The sequence below is a fragment of the Granulicella sp. S156 genome (genome assembly GCF_009766105.1).
In the GTDB taxonomy this organism is placed as follows: Bacteria; Acidobacteriota; Terriglobia; order Terriglobales; family Acidobacteriaceae; genus Granulicella.
Window position 1 is genome coordinate 854,814 of the sequence record NZ_LMUH01000026.1, and the last position, 20,864, is coordinate 875,677.

Consider the following 20,864-nt stretch of genomic DNA (forward strand, 5'->3'; position numbering starts at 1 on the left):
CTACAACGACAAGAGCTATTGCAAATTCTCACGTGGGTGCTGAGGAAAAACTCCGCCCGCAACTCCATAATTCGCTTCCCCAGTATCTGCATCCTCAACCCTGACCGCGCCGCAAACTGAGACACTAGATCAAGTTCCAATACCTTACGTAAGAACGCCCTATGCTTTTCCCGACTGTCGAATATGCCGTTTTCTTTGTCGCCGTGCTGGCGATCTCCTGGGCACTGGCGCCGCGCCTTACTGCGCATAAGATCTTTCTGCTGGCGGCGAGCTACCTGTTCTATGGCTTCTGGAGCTGGCGTTATGTTCCCCTGCTCTTTCTGATCTCACTCTTCGCCGCGTTGATCGGACAGACGCTGCAACGCACCAGTGACGAGACCACGCGCAAGCGGTTGCTGATCGCGGGCGTTACGGTGTGCCTGGTGGTGCTGGCGTACTACAAGTACACGAGCTTTCTGCTGCTGAGCGCGCTGGGGCTATGGGGGTTCGTGGGACGCACGCCGGTGTGGAATATCCCGACGCCGTTTCTGCCGCTGGGGATCTCTTTCTTTGTGTTCCATGCGATCTCGCTGATGGGCGACATCTATCGCCGCAAGCTGCGCGAGCCGCTGCAGTTGCTGGACGCGCTGCTGTATGTGGCGTTCTTTCCGCAGTTGATCGCCGGGCCGATCCTGCGGGCGTCGAACTTTATCCCCCAGCTTCTGCGCAAGCGCGACCTGCAGCATATCCGCGTGAACCGGGCGTTTCTGCTGATCCTCGCTGGACTGTTCAAGAAGGTGATCCTCTCCAACACGCTGGCGACACGGCTGGTGGAACCGGTGTTCGCAGCGCCGGCGAGCTTTCATGCAGGCGATGTGCTGCTGGCGATCTATGGCTATGCCGCGCAGATCTACTGCGACTTCTCGGGCTATACGGATATCGCGATCGGCTGCGCGATGCTGCTGGGGTATCGCTTTCCGCGCAACTTCAATGCGCCGTACACCGCAGCCGACCCGCAGGAGTTCTGGCAGCGCTGGCACATATCGCTCTCCAGCTGGCTGCGCGACTATCTCTACATACCGCTGGGCGGATCGCGAGGCGGGACATCGCGCACCTACATCAACCTGATGATCACGATGCTGCTCGGCGGGCTGTGGCACGGGGCCTCGTGGACCTTTGTGATGTGGGGTGGGCTGCAGGGTTTGTATCTGGTGGTGCATCGGCTGTGGGCGGCGGCGGACTCGCCTGCTGTGCAACGGCTGCGTAGCCACTCCGCGTGGCCCTGGGCCGGGCGTCTGCTGATGTTCCATGCGGTGTGCGTGGGCTGGGTGTTCTTCCGCGCGCCTACGTTTGCGCTGGCGACGACGGTCTTTCATCAGCTCGGCAGCCGCGGAGCGGTGACTCTGGCGGCGTGGCCGGTGGTGGTATGCCTGGTGCTGGGAATCTTCGGGCAGTATGCTCCGCGGGTCTGGCGGCGCAGCGTGGAGGCGACGATGTCGCGCATGCCGGTCGCCGTCAATGGCGTGGCGCTGGCGTTGGGTGTTTTTGCGATTGAGATGCTGGGGCCGACGGGTGTGGCTCCGTTTATTTATTTTCAGTTTTGAGTCGCGAGTTATGAGTTGCGAGTTTTTATTTTGGTAAGGCCCTGATCATGCGTTCGTATCGTCACTTTTCGAAGCTCTCCCAACTCGCTGCCAGCGTAGGCGCGTTCGTGGTTGTTGCGCTGCTGCTGGAGTCGGGTGGGATCTATGACTGGGCCGGGCGGCTGGACCTTGGGCCGGAGCGCACGGTGGCGCTGCCGGTCGCGACGGCGCTGCATCGTGGGCTGGCGCCGCTGGGCATCGAACGCGGACGGCAGCATGCGTTGGTAGAGCTGGCACGTGCTGGATGGAGCGACGATCCGGCGGCCCTGGCTGAGGCGAATGAGCTCCCTCGGCTGGCAAAGCCGATGACACCGACAGCGGTTGTGGCTATGGGTACGACGGGGACGGCTCCTCTGCACACAGCAACAGGTGCGAAACCTGCCACGGCTTCGACGACGATAACGCGGCCGGTGCCGCTGCGTGCGGATGCTGCGCCGGGGTTGTCTATCCTGCCTTCGATTCCTGCGATAGCCACCAGTGGAACGCGCACGGTCGCGCTGGCGGGAGACTCCATGATGGCGGTTGGGCTCTCCTCGACGATTCTGCGCCAGGCGCCACACTACAAAGCCCTCAGCTTCGTGCATGCTTTCAAGTCGGGCACCGGGTTGGCGCGGCCGGAGGTCTTCAACTGGCAGCTTGAGTATCCGGCGATGCTGAAGGACGCGCAGCCTGACTTCGTGCTCGTGGCGATTGGAGCGAACGATGGGCAGGGCTTCGTGGAAGACGGTGTGACCTATCCGTTCGGCTCGGAGGGATGGAAGCGGATTTATCAGCGCAGGGTGCAGGCGTATCTCGATATGCTTAGCGCGAAGGGCGCTACCGTGGTGTGGCTGGGACTGCCGCCGATGAAGTCGGATATCTATGATGCGCGCATTGCGCTGATCAATCGCATCGACTACAGCGTGGTCAGCGCGTCGCCGCATGGGATCTGGGTTGGCACGGCCGGCGTTGTAGGCGATGCGGATGGGCGCTTTCGCGACTTCGGCGAGATCGATGGGCATACGACGAGGCTGCGCCAGGGCGATGGGATTCATCTCTCCGACGATGGGGCTACGCTGATCACCACGAAGTTGCTGCCGTGGCTTGCGGCGCAGCAGGTAGCGAAGCCTGCGGTTCCTGTGGTTGCGGATCAGGAGGGGGTGAAGCCATGAGACGATCGCTCTTTTCGGCCCTGCCGCAGTCGCCTCTACAGGCTGAAGGCGGTCGCCCTAGCGGGCGATACCCCGGACGCAGAGCGCTATGCCAATGTTTGTGGCGCGCTTGGCGTCTATACCCCACCCTTTGCAAAAAGCCGCAAAGGATGGGGCACCCGGTTCGTGGCTCGCGCTGCATCTTTTGGGGGGCTGTGCTGTTGGCGTTATGCGCTGTCACCGCAGGCGCGCAGCAGAGTTGGCAGAGTCAGCTTGGTCCGGTGGCGCTTGAGGCGCGGCAGATCCATGCGTCAGTCAATGTCATCACGCTGGGAGAAGGCATGCACCGTGTCTATGTGTTTCTTCCGGCGGAGCCTGCCCTCAAAGGCAAAGCGCCGTTCGTGTTCTTTCACCACGGATGGCAGGGGATGAATCCGAAGAACTACGGTGCGCTCATCGACCATCTTGCGCGGGAAGGCAACGTCGTGGTGTTCCCGGTGTATCAGGATGCGGACTCGACTTCGCCGCAGATCGTTGTGGGCAACACCGTGCAGGCCGAGCGTGAGGCCCTGGCGGAGTTGCAGCGGCGCGGCATCGTGCCCGATCCGCAGCGTGTGGTGTACTTCGGCTACTCGATGGGTGCGGCGATCTCGCTGAAGCTCGCGGCGACGATAGCTTCGACGCATCTGCCCGCGCCGCAGGCGCTGGTGCTGGCGGCTCCCGGGGACTCGTACCATGTGGCGAAAGGCGAGGAGGCAAAGAGCATCTGGCCGGTGCTGCAAGACCTGCCGACAACGCTGCCGATCGCGATTGTGGCGGGTGAGGACGATAAGGCTATCGGCCTGCCGACAGGGCGCAAGCTGGCGGGGTTGATCTGTGCGACGAAGGCCGACCGCCGCGTGCTGGTGGTGATGCCCGGAGATGAGCACGAGGGGAAGAAGGTAGGTGCGGGACATGGATCGCCGGGAGCGCCGGACTCGCGCTACGACATCGACCTGGCTACGCCACTCGCTAAAGTGCCGACGCACATTGAAGGTCGTAAGGGATTTGAAGAGTCAGCGTCGCTCAACCAGCTCGACTTCTTTGGGTACTGGAAGGTGCTGGATGCGGTGATCGATTCGCTCGTGGCGGCGACCTCGACGAGCGCGAGATACGTTCCGCCCGCCATCGTGTTCCGTAGCGGAACACCGGGGCAGTTGTATCTGGGCACATGGCCCGACGGCACACCGTACCGTCAGGCCCATGTGGAAGATCCGTGCGTGGTGCAATAAAGGCACACGCACGGTTAGGTTTTAGCGATGGACGAAACGTCCGTGCTCCGCTTCGGTATGGTAGCTGCCACGCGCGTCACTGTAGTGGGTGGCGTGGAAGTTATGGAAGTGATCAGCGGGCTCACGGTAAGGTCCGCGACCGGGAAATCCGCCGTGATAGCCGAAGCGTGGGTCAAAGGCACGATTGACATGGCCATAGAAGGCAGGGCCATGATGCCAGGGTCCTGCACCGAGGAAGATGCCGCCGTTGAACCATTCAGGGCCGTAGTAGCCGTAGGGAGCGCAGTTATAGGGAGCGTAGCCGTAGTAACCATAAGGGCAACCCGGAGCTGCCCCTATACCGACAACGATTTGAGCTTGAACGTGCGAAGTCGATTTGGGCACCAAGCCCAAGAAGAGAAACGCAAAGGCCGCGATGAGAGCGAATTTCAATCCGCGCATAAAACACCTCAGATGACTATGAATGCATTCGGAGATGGAAAGTTGTTCTGCGGACGACAAAAAAACCGCTAGCGCCCAGTGCGCTCTGGCGGACGAATGTGGCCCTGGCCATCGCGCAGCTCGTTTCCTTGAAAACTGCTGAAGTTATCCGGAGGCGCCTGGAGAGGCCCATGTGCAGGGAACGGGCCCTGGTAGCCATTGCGGGGATCGAGGTGGTTGTTCACGTGCCCGGAGAAGTGCATAGGGCCTCGGAACCACGGGCCAGCGCCAAAAAACACGCCCTTAGGAAACCAGTCCGGACCATAGTAGCCATAGGGCGCGCAGTTATACGGGGCGTAGTCGTAGTAACCGTACGGGCAAACCGGCGCGGGTCCGACAGCCAGGCGGGCTGAGATCTGGGCATGCGACTGCGGTGCTACAAACAGCAAGATCCCCGCGACGGCAAGAACGTAGTTGATTCCACGCATGGAACACCTCAGAGTTCGAGACTACATCGAAGCGCGAAAGCTGCTGTTCCCTCGATGCCCCTCCCTCCTGCGTCTCACGACGAGACGCAGGGGTGGGGAGGGTTCGTCAGAGACTAGCGAGTGTGTCCTCGACCGTCGCGCGACTCGTTGCCCTTGAAGCTCTTGAAGTTGTCAGGATGTACCTGGGCAGGCCCATGTCCGGGCAACGCGCCTTTATAGCCATGCTGCGGGTCGAAGCGGTTGTTCACGTTGCCATGGAAGTTTGCCGGTCCATGGAACCACTTCCCTGCACCAATGAAGACGCCGCCGTTGAACCACTCCGGGCCGTAGTAACCGTACGGCGCACAGTTATAGGGAGCGTAGTCGTAGTAGCCGTAAGGACAAGCCGGCGGGGGACCGATGTTGATGCCAACCGTGACCTGGGCATGGGACTGCGGAGCCGCAGCCAAAAAGAATACTGCCGATGCTGCTGCAAGAACGTACTTCATTCCACGCATAGAAAATGCCTCCTGTTCGGGGAGACGGTCTACCGGGAGGGGATGTTTCCACCAGTGATGAGGGGACGATGAATTTTATTTTGTGGAAGATGGAAAGGGTTGCCTGGGGGTTTGTCGTCATCCTGGAGCCCCTTAGGGCGAAAGGACACCGCATTTGTACCACCACCAATGCGGGGGCCCTTCAGCTACGCTTCAGGATGACGACGAAAAACAAGCAACGGCAAAAACAAGAACAACAGCAGATTCCCTGCGGGAATGACAGAAAGAAAAGCAAGAACAGCAGCGACAGCGGTTAAGACGTGCGCTTGCGAGCGGGTTTGTTGAAGCCGCGCTTCTTCGGGGGCACGGGCTTCTTCAACTGCGCGGCCTCGGGGAGGGTCTTTTTGCGTTCAACCTTTTTGCCGGCGGCGGCGCGGCTCAGTGCCTGTACTTCGCCGGTGGTCAGTTCGCGAAATCCGCCGGGGGGGACATCGAGCACCAACGCACCATAGCCGATGCGACGGATCTTTTCGACGTGGTGGCCGATCTCTTCAAACATCTTGCGCAACTGGCGGTTGCGGCCCTCGGTCAGCGTCACTTCAAACCACGGGTTCTCACCGCGGCGTACCTGCTCGATCTTTGCGGGGTTCGTGAGCACGCGGTCGCGACGGCCACTGCGCACTTCGTTGAGACGGCCGCGGTCGATCATGATGCCGCGGCGAAGCTGGTCGATAGCCTCGGCTGTCGGCGAGCCTGAGACTTTGACGAGATAGGTCTTCTCGACGCCGGCAGCGGCCTTGGAGAGCCGGTTGGCGAGCTCGCCGTCGTTGGTCATCAACAGCAGGCCTTCGCTCAGATAGTCGAGGCGGCCGACGGGATAGAGGCGTGGGAGCTTGCTGTGTTCGCCGGCGGACTTCTTCTGGGCGTCCTGGCCGAGGAGCTGCATGACGGTGGGGCGATGCTCGGGATCGTCCAGCGTGGTGACGTAGCCGCGCGGCTTGTTGAGCATGAAGTAGCGCTGCGGCTCGGGGCCGTGCAGCAGCTTGCCGTCGACACGGATATGATCGCGCGTGGCGTCGGCACGGGTGCCGAGCTCGGTGACGATCTGGCCGTTCACCTGCACGCGGCCTTCGAGGATGATCGTCTCCGCGGCGCGGCGGCTGGCGATGCCCGCCTGGGCGAGGATTTTTTGTAAGCGGTCGCCTTTAGGTGCGGCGTCTTTGGGCTCGGGGTTCATAGACTCTTTAGTCTATCGCCTCTGCCATGCGGAGAAGGCCAGAAACCCGAAGAATACCGCTCTAGAGCATTTTCCCTATTGCTGCGAATCGGATGAGTGCCGTTCTGCAGTTTTTATAAATCGTCACAACTTTTAATTGGACTTCCCCCTGCATTCGGATGCTTCATAGAAGCCAACTTCTAAACACCCATAACGAACGCGGAGTTCGGCAACATCCGCAACAGGAGACGGTCATGGCCAAATTTTGTACGCAATGTGGATCTCAGGCAGACGACACGGCGACGGCCTGTGGCAGTTGTGGAACGCCGTTTGCGCCAGCTCCCGGGCAGGGGTACGCGCAAGGCGCTCCGCCGCCGGGCTATATACCGCCTCAGCCGCAAGGCTATCCGCCGCCACAACAGGGCTACCAGCAACAGGGCCATCCTCCACCGCAGCAGCAAAGTTATCCGCCTCCACAGGGGTATCCCGGAACAGCTCCGAAGAAGTCAGGCTCGGCGGTGAAGTGGATCCTTGGGATTCTGCTGTTTCTGTTTCTCTGCGTTGTGCTGGTGGTCGGAGGTTTGTTTTATCTGGCGCACAAGGTGAAGAGCAAGATCGAGGCAGTGACCGGGCCGGGCGGGTTCTCGACGACGGTAGGTGAGGCGGTTACGGGCGATACCTGCCGCTTCCTCAGTGCGGCGGATGTCGGCTCGGCGATTGGAGTGCCGATCGTTTCGACGAAGCAGACCGGAACCGGCTGCGAGTACTTCGCCAAGGGCACTCCCGGCGAGATGAATAGCAAGCACATGGAAGCCACACTCAAGCAGCGCGGTGGCGACAACCAACAGCAGGAGATGATTCAGAAGATGATGCTCGGCGGTCTTGCGCAGAATGGGACGACGGAAGATGCCACTACGATCGTGCTGAAGTACGACATCGATCCCAACTCGGCCCGCACGCAGATGAAGATCAACAAGAAGCTGATGGGCCATGCGACGGCAGCGCAGGAGTTCACGGGCATCGGGGATGAAGCGTTCGATATGTCGGGGGCGATGATGATGGTGCGTAAGGGCGATCGATTGATTCGCATTACGTACCCAGCATGCCCTTGCGGCACGGATGCGATTAAGCCGTTGGCGAAGAAGCTGGCGGATCAGTTGTGAGGGGTGACGGCGCAAAGCGCGATGCGAATGCTAGCGCGTTTCCCGTACAGGTGTAGAGCGGCGGGACAGCGGTGTGCCAGTTGGAACATCGAGAGAAGGCGTACGTCGGGCAGGAGCGGTCGGGCGGTCGCCCGATGCCCACCTTAGGCGCAAAAAACGCGCCGAAGATGGGGCACCCGGCCTTAGCCTTCGTCGTTAATGTCTTTATCGTTGCGACCTTCGTCGCTACGGTCATCGTTCACATCGTCCTCATCGCTGCTGTCGCCGTCGGCTTGTGGTTCGCTGGCCGGTTCGACATGGTGCGGGTCGGCGTGCTCGTGGTTGTGGCCCTCGGGCTTGGTTGAGTCGTCGCTGATCAGCTCTTCTACGCTTTCATGCAGGGTAGTGGTCGGCTCGGGAGCGGAGTTGATCTCGTCCAGACTGGTGGGCGTGCCGCCGTTAGGGTCTTCCATGGGAATCTCCTCCTGCACGGGCTCGTTGTCGGCGAGTTCGCCGGCCATCTTCTCAAACTCTTCGATGCTGGGAAGCTCGTTGATGTCTTTGAGGCCGAAGCGGACGAGGAAGTCCTTGGTCGTCTTGTAGAGCATGGGCCGCCCAATGACCTGCTTGCGGCCGGCGGTGACGACCAGCTTGCGCGCCATCAAGGAGCCAAGCACGCCGCCGGAGTCGACGCCGCGAATCTCGGAGACTTCGGGAGCCGTGACCGGCTGCTTGTAGGCGACGACAGCGAGCGTCTCGAGTGCCTGCAGAGAGAGCTTGAGTGGCGGTTTGAGGGACTTGACGAAGCCGCGGACCGCATCGTGATACTCAGGCTTGGTGGCGAGACGGAAGCCGCCCGCAACCTCGCGGATCTCAAGCCCGCGGTCGTTGTTGACGTAGTCGGCGATGAGCTGGTCGAGCAGCGAACGGAAGTATTCGCGCAGCTTGCGCTCGCGTTCGCGGGCGAGCTTCTTTTCGTCGACCGTGGGAGCGTCGCGGGCGGGCTCGGGCTGAGCTTCGACCGAAGGCTCTGTTTCAGCAGAGGGCTCTGTTTCGGCCGGGGGTTGCCCTTCGGCTACCGGCTCTGTTTCTGTCGGGAGCGCAGGATCGCTGGTCTCGGAGGGAGTATCGGTTTCCGGGGCCAGTTCGCCAGAGGGTTCCTCGATTGGATCCCCAGGTTCGATCAGCGTCTCGGCGTTCAGGGCGTCGGGATCGTTGGCAGAACCCTCGTCCAGAGCCAGCGACTGCTGCTGCGACTCAAGGGCGTCGAGTTCGGCCTGACCTTCTTCGCCCAGCAGGCCGGTGAGTTGAGCAAGCGTCACGGGCTCTTCGGACGCGTAGATGACAGCTTCGATCTTGGCTTTAAGACTCATGGGGTGCAGGCATGAGTGTATCAATCCCTGCACCCCGTGCGCTTGGTTACTGGCTTAGTGTGCCCCGTTGATCATCGCGAAGACCTTGGTGGCCTGCGGGGCCACGCTGGAGTCGTGCAGGAACTGGGCGTTGGCGATGGGTAGCTCTTCCCCGTCAGTAGCGAGCGCGGCCATGGCGGCGGTGGTGAAGTCCGCCAGCGGCAGGGGCTTCATGTCGCCGTGCTCGGCCTGCTCCGGCTGGGCTGCGGCGAGGTCGGTCGCGACCCAGGGTGGAGCGAGTTCGATGACGCGCACCGAGGTCTCGCGCAGCTGGTGGCGCAACGACATGGTGAAGGAGTGAACGAACGCCTTGGTCGCGCAGTAGACCGGATAGACCGCCATTGGCGTGAAGGCCAGCCCAGAGGTGAGGTTGACGATCGTCGCCGCGGGCTGCTGCTTCAGGTGCGGCAGAAAGGCGGCGCTGACACGCAAAATGCCGAGGATGTTGGTATCGATCTCGGAGGCTACGCTGGTCTCGTCAAGCACGGCCTGGGTTGCGAAGTTGTGCTGCCACTGCACGCCGGCGTTGTTGATGACCACGTTCAGGGTGGGAAAGCGCTGCGTCAGCTCTGCGGTTCCGGCGGTGATGCTCTCGGGCGAGGCTGCGTCAAAGACGATGAATTCCATGCCGGGGTTGGCGGCGGCGGTGGCGGCGAGAACGCTCTCGCGACGGCCACCGATGATGACCTTGTTGCCCAGCTTATGGAAGGCTTCGGCGAGGCCGCGACCGATTCCGGAACCGCCGCCGGTGATGAAGATGGTGTTGCCTGTGGTGTTCATGTTTCTGTCTCCTTGAGATACAGTAAAACTGACACTCTCCTTTGGGAAGTAGGCACTTTATTGTTCTGTACTTACCAAATGGAAACCTTGAAAGGATACCTGCTATGACCGACGTTCTGGAGCATACAGCGGCGCTTGAACAGATGGTGCGCGAGATGATCGACGCGGTCGCCGACCGCTGGACGATGTTGGTGCTGGAGGCGTTGGAGGAGCACGGCGAGGTGCGCTTTACGAGGCTGGCGGAGCTGGTCGGCGGCGTGAGCCAGAAGATGCTGACCAAGACACTACGCCAGATGGAGCGTGATGGTCTGGTCGTGCGGACGGTGCATCCGGTGATCCCGCCGCATGTGGAGTATCGGCTGACCGACATGGGGTTGAGTCTTTCGGAGGCGTTCTGCGGGGTATGGCAGTGGGTGGAGGCGCATCAGGAGCGAGTGCAGGTGGCGCGAGAGGAATTCGATGCGCGTCCGAAGGTGATGGTGGCGGCGAAGTGATTGGTTTGTATGGGGCAGTTCAATGTGACGAAAGAATCGAAGCAAAGATCGTTGCCAGTGGTCCAGAATCGCCATGCATTACAGCTCGGTCGCGCGCCGCGAAGAGCTGCTCGCGAAGCCGCTCTTCGGCGGCCAGGATGCCCCAATCGAGCTGGTAGCCTGCGGTGCGGGCCAATTCTGAGAAAAACAGGCGTAATGTGCGGCTGTTTCCTTCGCGGAATGGGTGAACCGCATCGAGTTCGCCATAAAAATGCGCTGTCCGTTCAGCAAAAGTTTGCGGCGAAAGGTTTACGAGGTAGTTTTCCGCTGCGAGGCGACGAAAGAGCAAATCAATTTGTTCGGAGATAAAGGCTGAATCGCCATAGACGACGGCGTAGCCGCTGGCACGGACTTTGGTCATACGGCCGGTATGGACGCGGAGCTGACCTGCGAAGGGATAGAGCTTGCCGAAGAGTGTGTGGTGGATCAAAAGCAGTTGCGAAAGGTCGTGCGGCGCACCGGGGAGTTGAGCGAAAAGTTGATCACTGCGGAGTCCTACAATCCGCATTTCTGCCAGTTCGAGCAATTCACTATCTGTGATGTGGAGAAGATTCCGGAGAACAGACGTTCCGGGATAACAGTATGGATCTGAGAACGCCTGCTTCACGCTGCTGAATCGCGCCGGATAGCTGTCACGGAAAGAACTGCAGCCTCAACAGCCTGGTCGAAATCGATTTTCCCGGCGAGAACATCGGCCTTCAGCGACCGATAAACTTCATCCGCCACCGGATCGAAACCTTCCAGTTTCATATTGGCCTCTCCTAACGAAAAAGCGTCTTCCAACTGCTTCCGATTTACGGGACTTTTGCTGGCAATCATGGTGATCTCCCAGGGAAATACCTGTTTCCATTATAGATGTTTGCGCGACATCTTTCCGCCCCTCGACCCAAGCTCTACACTGGAAAGCTATGCAAGCCTTGGACGCTAACGGCATCGACTCTTCACCGCATCATGAGCATCACTTCGAATCCTCGGAGGTGGTGCGGGACATCGTTATCGGGCTCGCCGATGGCTTGACTGTGCCGTTTGCGCTGGCGGCGGGACTGGCCGGTGCGGTTAACTCCGGGCACCTCGTGATCATCGCCGGGCTCGCCGAGGTTGCTGCCGGCTCTATCGCGATGGGCCTGGGCGGCTATCTCGCCGCACGCGGAGACGCCGAGCACTTCGCCTCCGAACGCCGCCGGGAAGAGCGCGAGGTCGTCGAGCAGGCGCGCGACGAGGAGGAAGAGATCTATGAGATCTTCGATGCCTACTCGGTCGATCGGACGGCCGCTGAGCCCGTGCTGCGCGCGCTCCAGGCCAACCCCAAAGCCTATGTTGATTTCATGATGCGCTTTGAGCTGGGCCTCGAAACACCCGTGGAAGGGCGCGCGTGGAGGTCGGCACTGACTATCGCGGCGGCTTATATCGCGGGCGGCTTCATCCCGCTGCTGCCCTATATGCTGCTCGCCAACACCTTCACCGCGCTGCGTGCCTCCGTGGCGATCACGCTGGTGGCCCTGGCCGTCTTCGGAGGGGTCAAGGGGCGGCTGCTCGGCTCGCACTGGCTGCGCAGTGCGGTGCAAACCGTGCTGATCGGCGGAGCGGCGGCCGCGGCCGCATTCGGCCTGGCGCGATTATTGAACAACCATGCATGAAACTTTTGCCCGGTTTATACCATCTTCTCCTTGCAGAAGTACATTCTGCGCCGTAGTGTTTGTTGCAGAGTTTTGGACCTGTCCACAAACGTATGGAAAATAACACGCCATCGGCTTGATCCTGTAGGGCCAAGCCCCCATCCAAGTTAAAGACTGGAGCGCCACCATGCTGGCCCTGACGTCTATTTCCAATTCGCTGCTCAAACGCTTTCGCGACGTACGCCAGGCGACGATGCAGTTCCGCGCGCCGCTTACACCCGAAGATCTGATGGTGCAGTCCTGCCCTGAAGCCTCGCCGGTGAAGTGGCACCTCGCGCACACCTCCTGGTTCTTCGAGACCTTCGTACTCAGCGAGTTCGTCGCCGGGTATCAGCCGTTCCATCCCGACTTTCGCTGGCTCTTCAACAGCTACTACAAGTCGCTGGGCGAGATGCCCGAAAAGAAGCTGCGCGCTTCCTTCTCACGACCGTCGCTCGACCAGATCCTGGCGTACCGATGTCATGTAGACACCGCGATTGCCCGCATGCTGGAGCACACCCCGCAAGACGAGGCCCTGCGCCGCATCGTTCTGGGCCTGGAACACGAGCAGCAGCACCTTGAGCTGATCGCTACCGACGTCAAGCACGCACTCTTTACCAACCCGCTGCATCCGGCCTACGTGGCCGCCCCGGCCAGCTTCGGCGGCAACAGCGTACACATTGCACCGCCGTTGGACTGGATCAGTTTTTCTCCCGGATATCCAGGACGCCCCGGCATCACGGAAGTTGGCATTACGCCCGACCCCGCAGCGATCGAGAGTTTTTCCTTCGACAACGAGACGCCGCACCACCCGGTGTACATCGCCCCGTTTCGCGTAGCCTCGCGCCTCACGACCTGCGCCGAGTATCTTGCCTTCATCGACGAGAACGGCTACTCGCGGCCTGAGCTATGGCTCTCCGAGGGTTGGGACATCATGCGCGCTGAGGGCTGGCAGGCCCCGCTCTACTGGCAGCGCGATGCCTCCAAGTCGGGTTGGAGTATCTATACGCTGCACGGCTTCCGGCCGCTCGACGAGCTCTCTGAGACTCCTGTCTGCCACCTCAGCTTCTTCGAAGCCGATGCCTTCGCGCGCTGGTCGGGGCATCGCCTGCCTACCGAGTTCGAGTGGGAGTTCGTGGCCGCGCAGCAGCCGATTGAGGGCAACCTGCTCGAACAGGAGAGCCTGCATCCCTCGCCCGCGACAGCAACCGCCAAGAAAGCCCGCGTCCCGCAGCAGATCTACGGCGATGTCTGGGAGTGGACGCAGTCTCCCTACACGGGCTATCCCGGGTATAAGCCGCTGCCCGGCGCGCTGGGTGAGTACAACGGCAAGTTCATGAGCTCGCAGATCGTGCTGCGTGGCGGTTCCTGCGTGACTCCCAGGAGCCACATCCGCGCGACGTATCGCAACTTCTTCTCGCCAGGTACGAGGTGGCAGTTCAGCGGACTGCGGCTGGCGCGTGATGGGGCTAGCTAAAAGCAACATCTTTAACGCAGGGGGCGCGGAGGTCTCGCCGAGGTCGTAGCGAAGCCTCTGCGTTAAAAAACTAGTAACGTCCGGATCAAAAATGCATCCAACCTCAGACTGGGCACAGATTCGTGAAATCTGGCATCCTGTTTCAGCCGTAGTTACTGTAGAGAACGAAACAGCAAAGGCGCAGACTCTTGATGATCGAAACCTTAGACGCACTGCGCGAAGCCGTCCTCCAGGAAGCTATTGGCGGCCTTACCGCTAGCCCCAAGACGCTCTCACCCTGGCTCTTCTACGACGAACGAGGATCGCAGCTCTTCGAGCAGATCACCGCGCTGCCCGAGTACTACCTCACGCGCGTGGAACGCTCGATCCTCGCTGCGCATGCGGACGATGTCTTTCTCGATGCCGGCGCTGAGGTAACTATCGCGGAACTCGGCGCGGGGACTGCCGCCAAGACTGGCCTGCTGCTCCAGGCGGCAACGCGGTTTCAGGATGAAGTTCTCTATCAGCCGATCGACGTGAGTCCCACCGCTCTCGAAGAAGCGGCAACGACGATCACGGCGAATATCCCGGGCGTCTCCGTTCGACCGCGCGTGGCAAACTACATCACCGAGCAGTTTGCGCTGGAGCGACCGGAACAATGCCGCATCCTCGCGCTCTACATCGGCTCCAGTATTGGCAACTTCACGCCCTCGGAGGCGACTGCGATTCTTCGCAATCTGCGCGCCCGCCTGCAACCCGGCGATTCCCTGCTGCTCGGCACGGATATGGCCCCTGGCAAACACAAACCAGTCGCTACGCTGCTGGCCGCGTATGACGATGCTGCGGGCGTTACCGCCGCGTTCAACAAGAACATCCTCGCGCGCCTGAATCGCGAGCTCGACGCGGGCTTCGACCTCGATGCCTTCGCGCATCGGGCGCGGTGGAATGCCTCTGAGAGCCGTATTGAGATGCACCTCGAAAGCCTTGTGCCGCAGACTGTTCTTCTTGCGGGTAAGCGTCTTCACTTCGCGCAGGACGAGACGATCCACACGGAGAACAGCTACAAGTTCACCGATGCCGCGGTTGCCAAACTCCTGGCCAGTGCAAACTTTGAACTCGCGCATACATGGCACGACGCGAATCAGTATTTTTCGGTGACGGTTGCGCGGGCGGTGTAGAGAAAGCTAAGAAGTGCCCCGTCTGTAGTCGCCGCTCTTGCCGCCGGTCTTCGACAGCAGCACGATCTCGCGAATCCGGATTCCTTTATCGAGGGCCTTGGTCATGTCGTATACGGTCAGGGCAGCGATGGAAGCCGCGGTCATCGCTTCCATCTCGACGCCAGTGCCTGCAACTGTCGCCGCCGTTGCACGAATCTCTACCCCACCCGCGACTACGGCTGCCTGCACATCGATAAAGCTGAGCGCGAGCGGATGGCACATCGGAATCAGCTCGCTGGTGCGCTTGGCTGCCTGGATTCCTGCAAAACGCGCAACTTCCAGCGGATTGCCCTTGGGGTTTTGCGGCAGCGCGGCGAGGACGGCATCGTTCAACTCGACGAACGCGCTGGCGACGGCTTCGCGGCGTGTGGCGGCCTTGGCGCTTACGTCCACCATGTGCGCTTGGCCGGCTTCGTCGAAGTGGGATAGTTTGTCGGTCATCTTCTGCTCCGCCATAGTATCGCAGCACTTCTCGTTGGCTTGCTAATGCGCCCAAATATTTGGGTTGGGAAAAGCGGGAGAAAACAGGTTCGCTCGCTGCGCTCGGAATGACAACCAGAAAAACAAAAACAACCAAAAAGCTAAAGAAAAAAAGTAAGGCTGCGCTGGTAGCGCATTACCTATCGCAATAGAACTCGCACGGTCTCGCCCGCATGAAAAGTTTCGACATCCGCAGGCAACACGGCGTAGCAGTTGCCGCGGGCGTTCGCTGCGACATCGCCCGAACCCTGCCAGCCGACGACGTGCACAGTCACAGCATCCCATGTGCTTACAAGTTCGGCGGGTAAGAACCGTGTTACTCGCGCACCGCCCTTCACGTCCTCGGCCAGGCGTGCTTCGACGAATCGCGGCGCAAGGTCGGAACGCCCCGCAAGGGCCTTCAGCAGCGGCGCGACGAACAGATGAAAGCACACCTGCGTCGACACCGGATTGCCCGGGAGCCCGAAGAAGTAAGTCCACTGACGTGGGGACTTGCCGGGTCCGGGCAATCTGCCGAAGACCACCGGCTTGCCCGGCTGGATCAGGGCACCGGTAAAGAGGAACTCCGCGCCACTTTCGGCCAGCACCTGCTCCACCAGGTCATATTTGCCCATGGAGACGCCGCCGGAGAGCAGCAGCAGGTCTGCCTCGCGCCCCTGCGCGATGCGCTCGCGGAGGTCTGCTAGCGTATCGTGCGCGATGGCGAGCCGCTGAGCTATGCCTCCTTCAGCTCGCACCAGTGAGGCGAGGGCGTAGCTGTTCGAGTTGCGAATCTGCCATGGCTCGGGTGTTGCGTCGAGCTCGACTAACTCATCGCCCGTGGCAACGATCGCGACGTTCGGCCTGGTGAACACCTGTAGACTCGCGCAGCCGCAACTCGCCGCAACGGCCAGTTCTGCGGCTCCCAGTGGCCGCCCAACGGGCAGCAACGAATCACCGGTATGAGCCTCTGCGCCGCGTGGAACCACGTTTTCTCCGGAACGGAGCAGGCGTCCTTCGGCGACGCGGAGCACTTCTTCCGCAACCGTCGTATGTTCCACCATCAGCACGGCGTCCGCGCCTGCCGGCAGAGGGGCTCCGGTCATGATCTCGATGGCCTCGCCCTGGGTGAGCGGCTGTCCCGTCCAACGATCCCCTGCACGAACGGAACCGATCACATGCAGCATTCGCCCCGCCCCAATATCGACGGCCCGCACGGCATAGCCGTCGCGCGTGGAACGATCGAACGGCGGCTGGTCGCGCTCGGCGGCGATGCTCTGTGCCAGCACACGTCCTGAGGTCTCGAGCAACGGCAATGACTCGACCTCGCGCGGAGCAGCGAGTCCGCTGGCATGGGACAGGACTTCGGCCAGAGCTTCGTTGAAGGGGAGAACTCTTTCAGTCATAGGAACACCTGAGAGCCTATGCAGCGGAAACCTGTTTGCGGAAGAGGTTTTAGCTTTGGGCCTCTTGCCAGTGCTCAGCGAAAGGTCCAGGGCTAAAGCCCGGGAAAAAGGGGAGGCTGTTTCCGCGGCCTAAAGGCCGCTGCTATTCCGAAGAGCAACGACAAGAACAACAGCAACGACAACAGCAGATTCCCTACGGGAATGACAGAAAGAAAAGCGGGTTATAGAAAGACGAAGGCCCCGGGCGTTTTGACTGTCCGGGGCCTTACGCTAGTTGCCAGTTGGGACTTACTTCTTCCCTGCTTTGTACTTCGTGTCGATCTTCACGTCGAAGCCCGCGAGGATCTCCTTCACCGTCGCGGCGCTACGTCCATCCGGAGCCAGTTCGAGGTACTTCTGATAGGCCTCGATGCATCCCGGAGGCGCTGTGGGCTTCTGCGTCTTGGGATCGACCGTTGCATCCCCGATGAGCGCCTGGCCCTTGATGAAGTACGGATCAGCCCGGGTCGGATCGGCGGCGATAGCCTTCTCCGCCGCAGCCAGCGCGGGCTTCATCTGATTGGTGTTGAACAGGACCGCAGCTTCATTGCCGTAGAACATCCCGGCCTTGGTGGGATCCAGCTTTACGGCGTTTTCATAGGCCGCCTGCGCGTCCTCTATCTTGCCCGCCTTGGCCAGAGTGTTGCCTATCGAGTTATAGGCGACGGCCTCATCCGCCGGAACCGGCTTCTTCGAAGCCGCCATCAGGTCAGCGCCTTTTTTGAAGGCAGCCGCGGCGTCGGTGTAGTTCTTCATCACATCGTCGTCAGACGTCGGCACCTTGCCGGCAGCACGGTCGGCGGCAGCAAGATGGTCACCCTGCGCCTGCAAGGTCTCGCCGTAGGTAATCCAGAGCAGGCCTTCGTCGGGCTTGGCGTCGACAGCCGATTTCATGCTGGTGACATCCTTGCTCACGTCGTCATGGTGCGGTGCAGCCGCAGCGAGATCGGCGCGCACGGTCTTCAGTGTCGCATTCAGGTTGGCGATGACCTTGTTCGCCTCGTTAGCCGCACCGGCGTTCTTCTTGTACGCCTCCAGCTGCGCCTTTTCCTCGGGAGTCATCTTGTCGATGTACTCTTTGCGGGTGAGGTCGAAGTTCACCTGCAGGTCCTGACCAGCAACAAACTTCGAGCTCTCGACGAAGTCGATGCTTTTATCGCCCTGCGCCAGCGCGATGAAGTAGTCACCGGGCGCTATGTCCGTACCCTTGTAGTCGCCGTTGTCATCCGTAGTGAATTTGTAGACCCACTTGATGTTCTTAAAGTCACCGCTATGGTCTTTCGCAAACTCCACGACCGTATTCTTCAGCGGCAAACCCGCCGGGTCGTTAGCGTGCCCGTGAACGCTGGCCGGAGCCGGAGCCTGCGCGACCACCATACCTGTGCCAAACAGTGCCGCCGATGCGAGCACTGCCACCTGAAATCCCTTCAACCTGCTCTTCGCCATTGCATCCTTCTTTCGTCGTGCGAAACCTCACAGCCGATTGCTGCCTGCCTTCGCTCGTTGGAGATCTTCTGTTTTCGTCAGACTTAATATTTTCCTGGTTTTTATCAGGATTACTTTCGTCAAACGGGGCGTTTCTGCTCTACGTACGGAATCGGATCGGTTGCCCCAGCCTCGGCAAATGCTCGCAGCCGCAGTACGCAGCTCTCACATACTCCGCAGGCCTCGGTTTCACCCGAGTAGCACGACCAACTTACATGTAACGGTGCGCCCAATTCAACTCCCAACCGCACAATCTCGCTCTTGTGCAAGCGAATGAGCGGCGTCACTACAGCGATTTCGCCTTCTTTGGTGCCAATTCGGATCAACTGGTTGAAGGCCTCATAGTAGGCCGGACGACAGTCCGGATACCCGGAGCTGTCCTGCTCCACCGCCCCAATGAACACCGTCGTAGCCCCAAGCACCTCCGCCCAGCTCACCGCCGCGCTCAGGAAGTGCGCGTTGCGGAAGGGAACGTAGGTCACCGGGACCTCGCTGCCTGTGCGCTGGGAGGTTTCATCGGCGCTCTCTGCACCAGCCTCTGGCACGGCAATCGAGATATCGGTCAGCGCCGAGCCTCCAATACGCCGAAAAAGGTCTGTCTTCAGCTCCAGCAGATCGCGCAGGCCCACAGCCTTCGCCACGGCCCGCGCCGATGTCAGCTCACGAGCCTCGGTTCGCTGGCCGTAGCTGAAGTGCAGGCCGTAGCTCTCGTAGTCGCGAACCGCCAGCGCGGCGCAGACCGTCGAATCCATGCCGCCCGAGAGACAGACAACCGCCTTCGGACGACTCACCGCGCTTCACCTTCATTCGCGATCTCAGCCGCCGTAACCGTTTCGACCGACTCCGGGGTATCCTCTGCCCCGTCCAGGACCGCGCGCGCGGCGGCTTCATCCTCAGACTTCACCAGCAAGCTCGCGACAAAAGCCGAGGGAATCAGGCTGTTCGCATTTCCACCCTGCAAGAAAGACTCAATTTCCGCCGATTCCAAAGCGCTTTGCGCCAGGTTGGCGTCGACAGGATCTTGAAAGGTTGCGATCGTTACAAATTTTGTGTTGTCGCTCATCAGGTTGCTCGTCTCTCGATTCTTAAGATCGTTTGTCTTTAGATTGATTAGAATCGTTTGTTTTTCTATAGGATGCGTTTCGCATCCCTTGCATCTTCCCTGCAGAATTTACTTCAAATCGATCGACTGCAGATGAAAGGTGATCGTACCCCAGAACAGCCGTGCCTGCATCTGCACAGGGATATGGCGGGGATCGTCGGTATACCAGATCCAGATGTGACCGCGATTCTTAACGACACCCTCCTCGGCTGTCGCCTGTACTTTGACGGTCTGAAAGGTGCCTGCGGGGGTCTTGATCTCTTCGCGGCTCTCCACCTTCATCCCCACGGTGACGGTCCGCATGGAATCCGCGAGCGGGAACGACACTGTCTGACCGACGTTCAGAGTCTGCGACTGGGTGTAGAAGATCGCAGCCAGCGAATCGGTCACGCAGGCCGGAACGTTGGCCTCCTTATGTGTTGCCGTACCCCTCACCAGGTTGCGCTCGTTCTGTATCTGCTTGCCGTGAGTATTGTCGAAGCTCAGCTCGCTGGCGATCTTGCGGCGGCCTTCCTGAATCTGCTTGTTGAAGCCCGTCGAGCACCCTGTCTTCAGGTCGAAGCCGGATTGAAAGCGGTCGACGACCGGAAACAGGAGGTTCACCGCACCGATTGAGTCTGCTGTCGCTGAGATCTTTTGAACATCACCCGCCTGATCGAGATGAAACACAGCCGTGCCTGCGGTAAACACACGCCAGTCGACAGTGAAGGTCAGGGTCTCGTGCTGCGGATACATAAAACTCGGCTGCGGTGCCGGCAGCACGGGAATCGGTTTCTGCGTCATCGACTTGGGGAAGAGTTGCGCGTGCGCAGGAGCGACACTGGCGAACCCACAAGCCATGGTGCAGAAGGCCAACACGACCAAAGACATCCGAGCCTTCAAATCAATCATCTCCCGTGGGTTTTATGAGCGCCCGTGAAACAGTACCATTCGCAGTATCAGTGCCGCATAGATAGCGGCTGAGCCCATAAGAGCATTGTACTCGCGGTGGTGCTGGTAGCGCTCCGCCGAGAACCTTCCGCTCCCTGCATTAGATGCGCCAAACCGCGCAGGAGTAAACCTCGGCAGCAGCCGGGGAACCAGCCTTGCATACTCGTCGAAGTCCGCGAAGGTGGCGCGCAGAAAGACCTCTTCAGACAGGATGGTCGGCACATAGATGGACAGGAACATCACGACTAACAACAGGCCCAGCCACCATTTACCGGCAGCAACGGCAAAGCCGAACGCGATTCCCATCGACCCCAGATACAGCGGATTGCGGGTGTACGCATAAGGCCCGGTACGCGTAAGCTCTGCGTTTTTCTTGACATAGCCAGCAGCGTAGCCGCGCAGCCAGAGCCCCGGCAGCACGAGGAGGAGGCTCCATGCCAAGGTCTCCCATGTGGGGTGCGCGAACACCAGAAACACCGCCGCCACCACAAACCCCAGCGGCACCCGCGCGCGGCGCGCGAACTTCTGCCATCGTGTCTTCGTTCCTGGCGCTGAACCCATCCGGTTATTCTCTCAAATGATTTGCGTTTCTTTTCCGAACTCAGGAGAACGTTTTTAACGCGGC

24 protein-coding genes are annotated in these 20,864 nt (G+C 60.5%); 9 read left to right on the top strand and 15 right to left on the bottom strand.

The features are described from left to right. Nucleotides 1-161: 161 nt before the first annotated feature. The 3 genes from GSQ91_RS25000 to GSQ91_RS25010 all read left to right on the top strand — a co-directional run bounded on the left by GSQ91_RS25000 (nucleotide 162) and on the right by GSQ91_RS25010 (nucleotide 4,023). Nucleotides 162-1,583, top strand: coding sequence for an MBOAT family protein (locus tag GSQ91_RS25000; RefSeq protein WP_158824438.1), 1,422 nt, complete (start codon nucleotides 162-164; stop codon nucleotides 1,581-1,583). Nucleotides 1,584-1,630: 47 nt separating this feature from the next. Further along, nucleotides 1,631-2,773: a DUF459 domain-containing protein gene (locus tag GSQ91_RS25005; RefSeq protein ID WP_158824439.1), complete on the top strand. Its 1,143-nt coding sequence runs from the start codon at nucleotides 1,631-1,633 to the stop codon at nucleotides 2,771-2,773. 149 nt (nucleotides 2,774-2,922) lie between these two features. Then, entirely contained in the window at nucleotides 2,923-4,023 is a 1,101-nt protein-coding gene (locus GSQ91_RS25010; RefSeq protein ID WP_158824440.1) for an alpha/beta hydrolase, read from the top strand. Nucleotides 4,024-4,044: 21 nt separating this feature from the next. Here the strand turns inward: GSQ91_RS25010 and GSQ91_RS25015 are convergent, their stop codons facing one another. The 3 genes from GSQ91_RS25015 to GSQ91_RS25025 form a co-directional block, all read right to left on the bottom strand. Further along, nucleotides 4,045-4,464, bottom strand: a complete 420-nt coding sequence (locus GSQ91_RS25015) for a hypothetical protein (RefSeq protein ID WP_158824441.1) — start codon at nucleotides 4,462-4,464, stop codon at nucleotides 4,045-4,047. Nucleotides 4,465-4,532: 68 nt separating this feature from the next. Next, a complete protein-coding gene (locus GSQ91_RS25020; RefSeq protein ID WP_158824442.1) occupies nucleotides 4,533-4,931 on the bottom strand; it encodes a hypothetical protein in 399 nt (132 codons plus the stop codon). A 113-nt stretch (nucleotides 4,932-5,044) separates the two neighbouring features. Further along, a complete protein-coding gene (locus GSQ91_RS25025; RefSeq protein WP_158824443.1) occupies nucleotides 5,045-5,428 on the bottom strand; it encodes a hypothetical protein in 384 nt (127 codons plus the stop codon). 68 nt (nucleotides 5,429-5,496) lie between these two features. On the opposite strand from GSQ91_RS25025, the gene GSQ91_RS25030 reads away from it, so the two are divergent. Beyond that, nucleotides 5,497-5,724, top strand: a complete 228-nt coding sequence (locus GSQ91_RS25030; RefSeq protein WP_158824444.1) for a hypothetical protein — start codon at nucleotides 5,497-5,499, stop codon at nucleotides 5,722-5,724. On the opposite strand, the gene GSQ91_RS25035 is transcribed toward GSQ91_RS25030, so the two are convergent. Beyond that, nucleotides 5,721-6,644 carry a pseudouridine synthase gene (locus tag GSQ91_RS25035; RefSeq protein WP_158824445.1) on the bottom strand — a complete coding sequence of 308 codons (924 nt, stop codon included), beginning with the start codon at nucleotides 6,642-6,644 and terminating at the stop codon, nucleotides 5,721-5,723. The genes GSQ91_RS25030 and GSQ91_RS25035 overlap by 4 nt on opposite strands. A 233-nt stretch (nucleotides 6,645-6,877) precedes the next feature. Here GSQ91_RS25035 and GSQ91_RS25040 point away from each other — a divergent pair, with 233 nt between their 5' ends. Beyond that, a complete protein-coding gene (locus GSQ91_RS25040; RefSeq protein ID WP_158824446.1) occupies nucleotides 6,878-7,786 on the top strand; it encodes a hypothetical protein in 909 nt (302 codons plus the stop codon). Nucleotides 7,787-7,968: 182 nt separating this feature from the next. Here GSQ91_RS25040 and scpB read toward each other — a convergent pair whose 3' ends face one another. Together scpB and GSQ91_RS25050 are read right to left on the bottom strand one after the other, a co-directional pair. Beyond that, complete coding sequence (gene scpB / locus GSQ91_RS25045) at nucleotides 7,969-9,138, bottom strand: SMC-Scp complex subunit ScpB (RefSeq protein WP_158824447.1); 1,170 nt, start codon at nucleotides 9,136-9,138, stop codon at nucleotides 7,969-7,971. 54 nt (nucleotides 9,139-9,192) lie between these two features. Further along, nucleotides 9,193-9,957 (bottom strand): SDR family oxidoreductase, encoded by a 765-nt coding sequence (locus GSQ91_RS25050; RefSeq protein ID WP_158824448.1) that lies wholly within the window; start codon nucleotides 9,955-9,957, stop codon nucleotides 9,193-9,195. A 104-nt stretch (nucleotides 9,958-10,061) separates the two neighbouring features. Between GSQ91_RS25050 and GSQ91_RS25055 the strand changes: the two genes are divergently transcribed. Continuing rightward, on the top strand, nucleotides 10,062-10,451 hold the full coding sequence (locus tag GSQ91_RS25055; RefSeq protein WP_158824449.1) for a helix-turn-helix domain-containing protein: 390 nt from the start codon (nucleotides 10,062-10,064) through the stop codon (nucleotides 10,449-10,451). Nucleotides 10,452-10,470: 19 nt separating this feature from the next. Here GSQ91_RS25055 and GSQ91_RS25060 read toward each other — a convergent pair whose 3' ends face one another. Together GSQ91_RS25060 and GSQ91_RS25065 are read right to left on the bottom strand one after the other, a co-directional pair. Further along, nucleotides 10,471-10,998, bottom strand: a complete 528-nt coding sequence (locus GSQ91_RS25060) for a Fic family protein (protein ID WP_158824450.1) — start codon at nucleotides 10,996-10,998, stop codon at nucleotides 10,471-10,473. 95 nt (nucleotides 10,999-11,093) lie between these two features. After that, nucleotides 11,094-11,240, bottom strand: a complete 147-nt coding sequence (locus tag GSQ91_RS25065; RefSeq protein WP_158824451.1) for a hypothetical protein — start codon at nucleotides 11,238-11,240, stop codon at nucleotides 11,094-11,096. A 158-nt stretch (nucleotides 11,241-11,398) separates the two neighbouring features. Between GSQ91_RS25065 and GSQ91_RS25070 the strand changes: the two genes are divergently transcribed. From GSQ91_RS25070 to egtD, 3 genes are all read left to right on the top strand, one after another. Next, nucleotides 11,399-12,127 carry a VIT1/CCC1 transporter family protein gene (locus tag GSQ91_RS25070; protein ID WP_158824452.1) on the top strand — a complete coding sequence of 243 codons (729 nt, stop codon included), beginning with the start codon at nucleotides 11,399-11,401 and terminating at the stop codon, nucleotides 12,125-12,127. 166 nt (nucleotides 12,128-12,293) lie between these two features. Then, nucleotides 12,294-13,622, top strand: coding sequence for an ergothioneine biosynthesis protein EgtB (gene egtB, locus GSQ91_RS25075; protein ID WP_158824453.1), 1,329 nt, complete (start codon nucleotides 12,294-12,296; stop codon nucleotides 13,620-13,622). 191 nt (nucleotides 13,623-13,813) lie between these two features. Next, nucleotides 13,814-14,779, top strand: a complete 966-nt coding sequence (gene egtD / locus GSQ91_RS25080) for an L-histidine N(alpha)-methyltransferase (RefSeq protein ID WP_158824454.1) — start codon at nucleotides 13,814-13,816, stop codon at nucleotides 14,777-14,779. A 6-nt stretch (nucleotides 14,780-14,785) separates the two neighbouring features. Here the strand turns inward: egtD and moaC are convergent, their stop codons facing one another. From moaC to GSQ91_RS25115, 7 genes are all read right to left on the bottom strand, one after another. Next, nucleotides 14,786-15,259, bottom strand: a complete 474-nt coding sequence (gene moaC, locus GSQ91_RS25085) for a cyclic pyranopterin monophosphate synthase MoaC (RefSeq protein ID WP_158824455.1) — start codon at nucleotides 15,257-15,259, stop codon at nucleotides 14,786-14,788. A gap of 179 nt (nucleotides 15,260-15,438) precedes the next feature. Then, nucleotides 15,439-16,683 (bottom strand): gephyrin-like molybdotransferase Glp, encoded by a 1,245-nt coding sequence (gene glp, locus GSQ91_RS25090; protein ID WP_158824456.1) that lies wholly within the window; start codon nucleotides 16,681-16,683, stop codon nucleotides 15,439-15,441. Between the two features lie 288 nt (nucleotides 16,684-16,971). After that, nucleotides 16,972-18,168, bottom strand: coding sequence for a tetratricopeptide repeat protein (locus GSQ91_RS25095; protein ID WP_158824457.1), 1,197 nt, complete (start codon nucleotides 18,166-18,168; stop codon nucleotides 16,972-16,974). 119 nt (nucleotides 18,169-18,287) lie between these two features. After that, a complete protein-coding gene (gene queC / locus GSQ91_RS25100; protein ID WP_254064882.1) occupies nucleotides 18,288-18,959 on the bottom strand; it encodes a 7-cyano-7-deazaguanine synthase QueC in 672 nt (223 codons plus the stop codon). Nucleotides 18,960-18,994: 35 nt separating this feature from the next. Then, nucleotides 18,995-19,270 (bottom strand): putative signal transducing protein, encoded by a 276-nt coding sequence (locus tag GSQ91_RS25105; RefSeq protein WP_158824459.1) that lies wholly within the window; start codon nucleotides 19,268-19,270, stop codon nucleotides 18,995-18,997. Between the two features lie 108 nt (nucleotides 19,271-19,378). Further along, nucleotides 19,379-20,179: a DUF3108 domain-containing protein gene (locus GSQ91_RS25110; RefSeq protein WP_254064870.1), complete on the bottom strand. Its 801-nt coding sequence runs from the start codon at nucleotides 20,177-20,179 to the stop codon at nucleotides 19,379-19,381. Between the two features lie 33 nt (nucleotides 20,180-20,212). Beyond that, nucleotides 20,213-20,800, bottom strand: coding sequence for an isoprenylcysteine carboxylmethyltransferase family protein (locus GSQ91_RS25115; protein ID WP_158824461.1), 588 nt, complete (start codon nucleotides 20,798-20,800; stop codon nucleotides 20,213-20,215). Nucleotides 20,801-20,864: the final 64 nt, after the last annotated feature.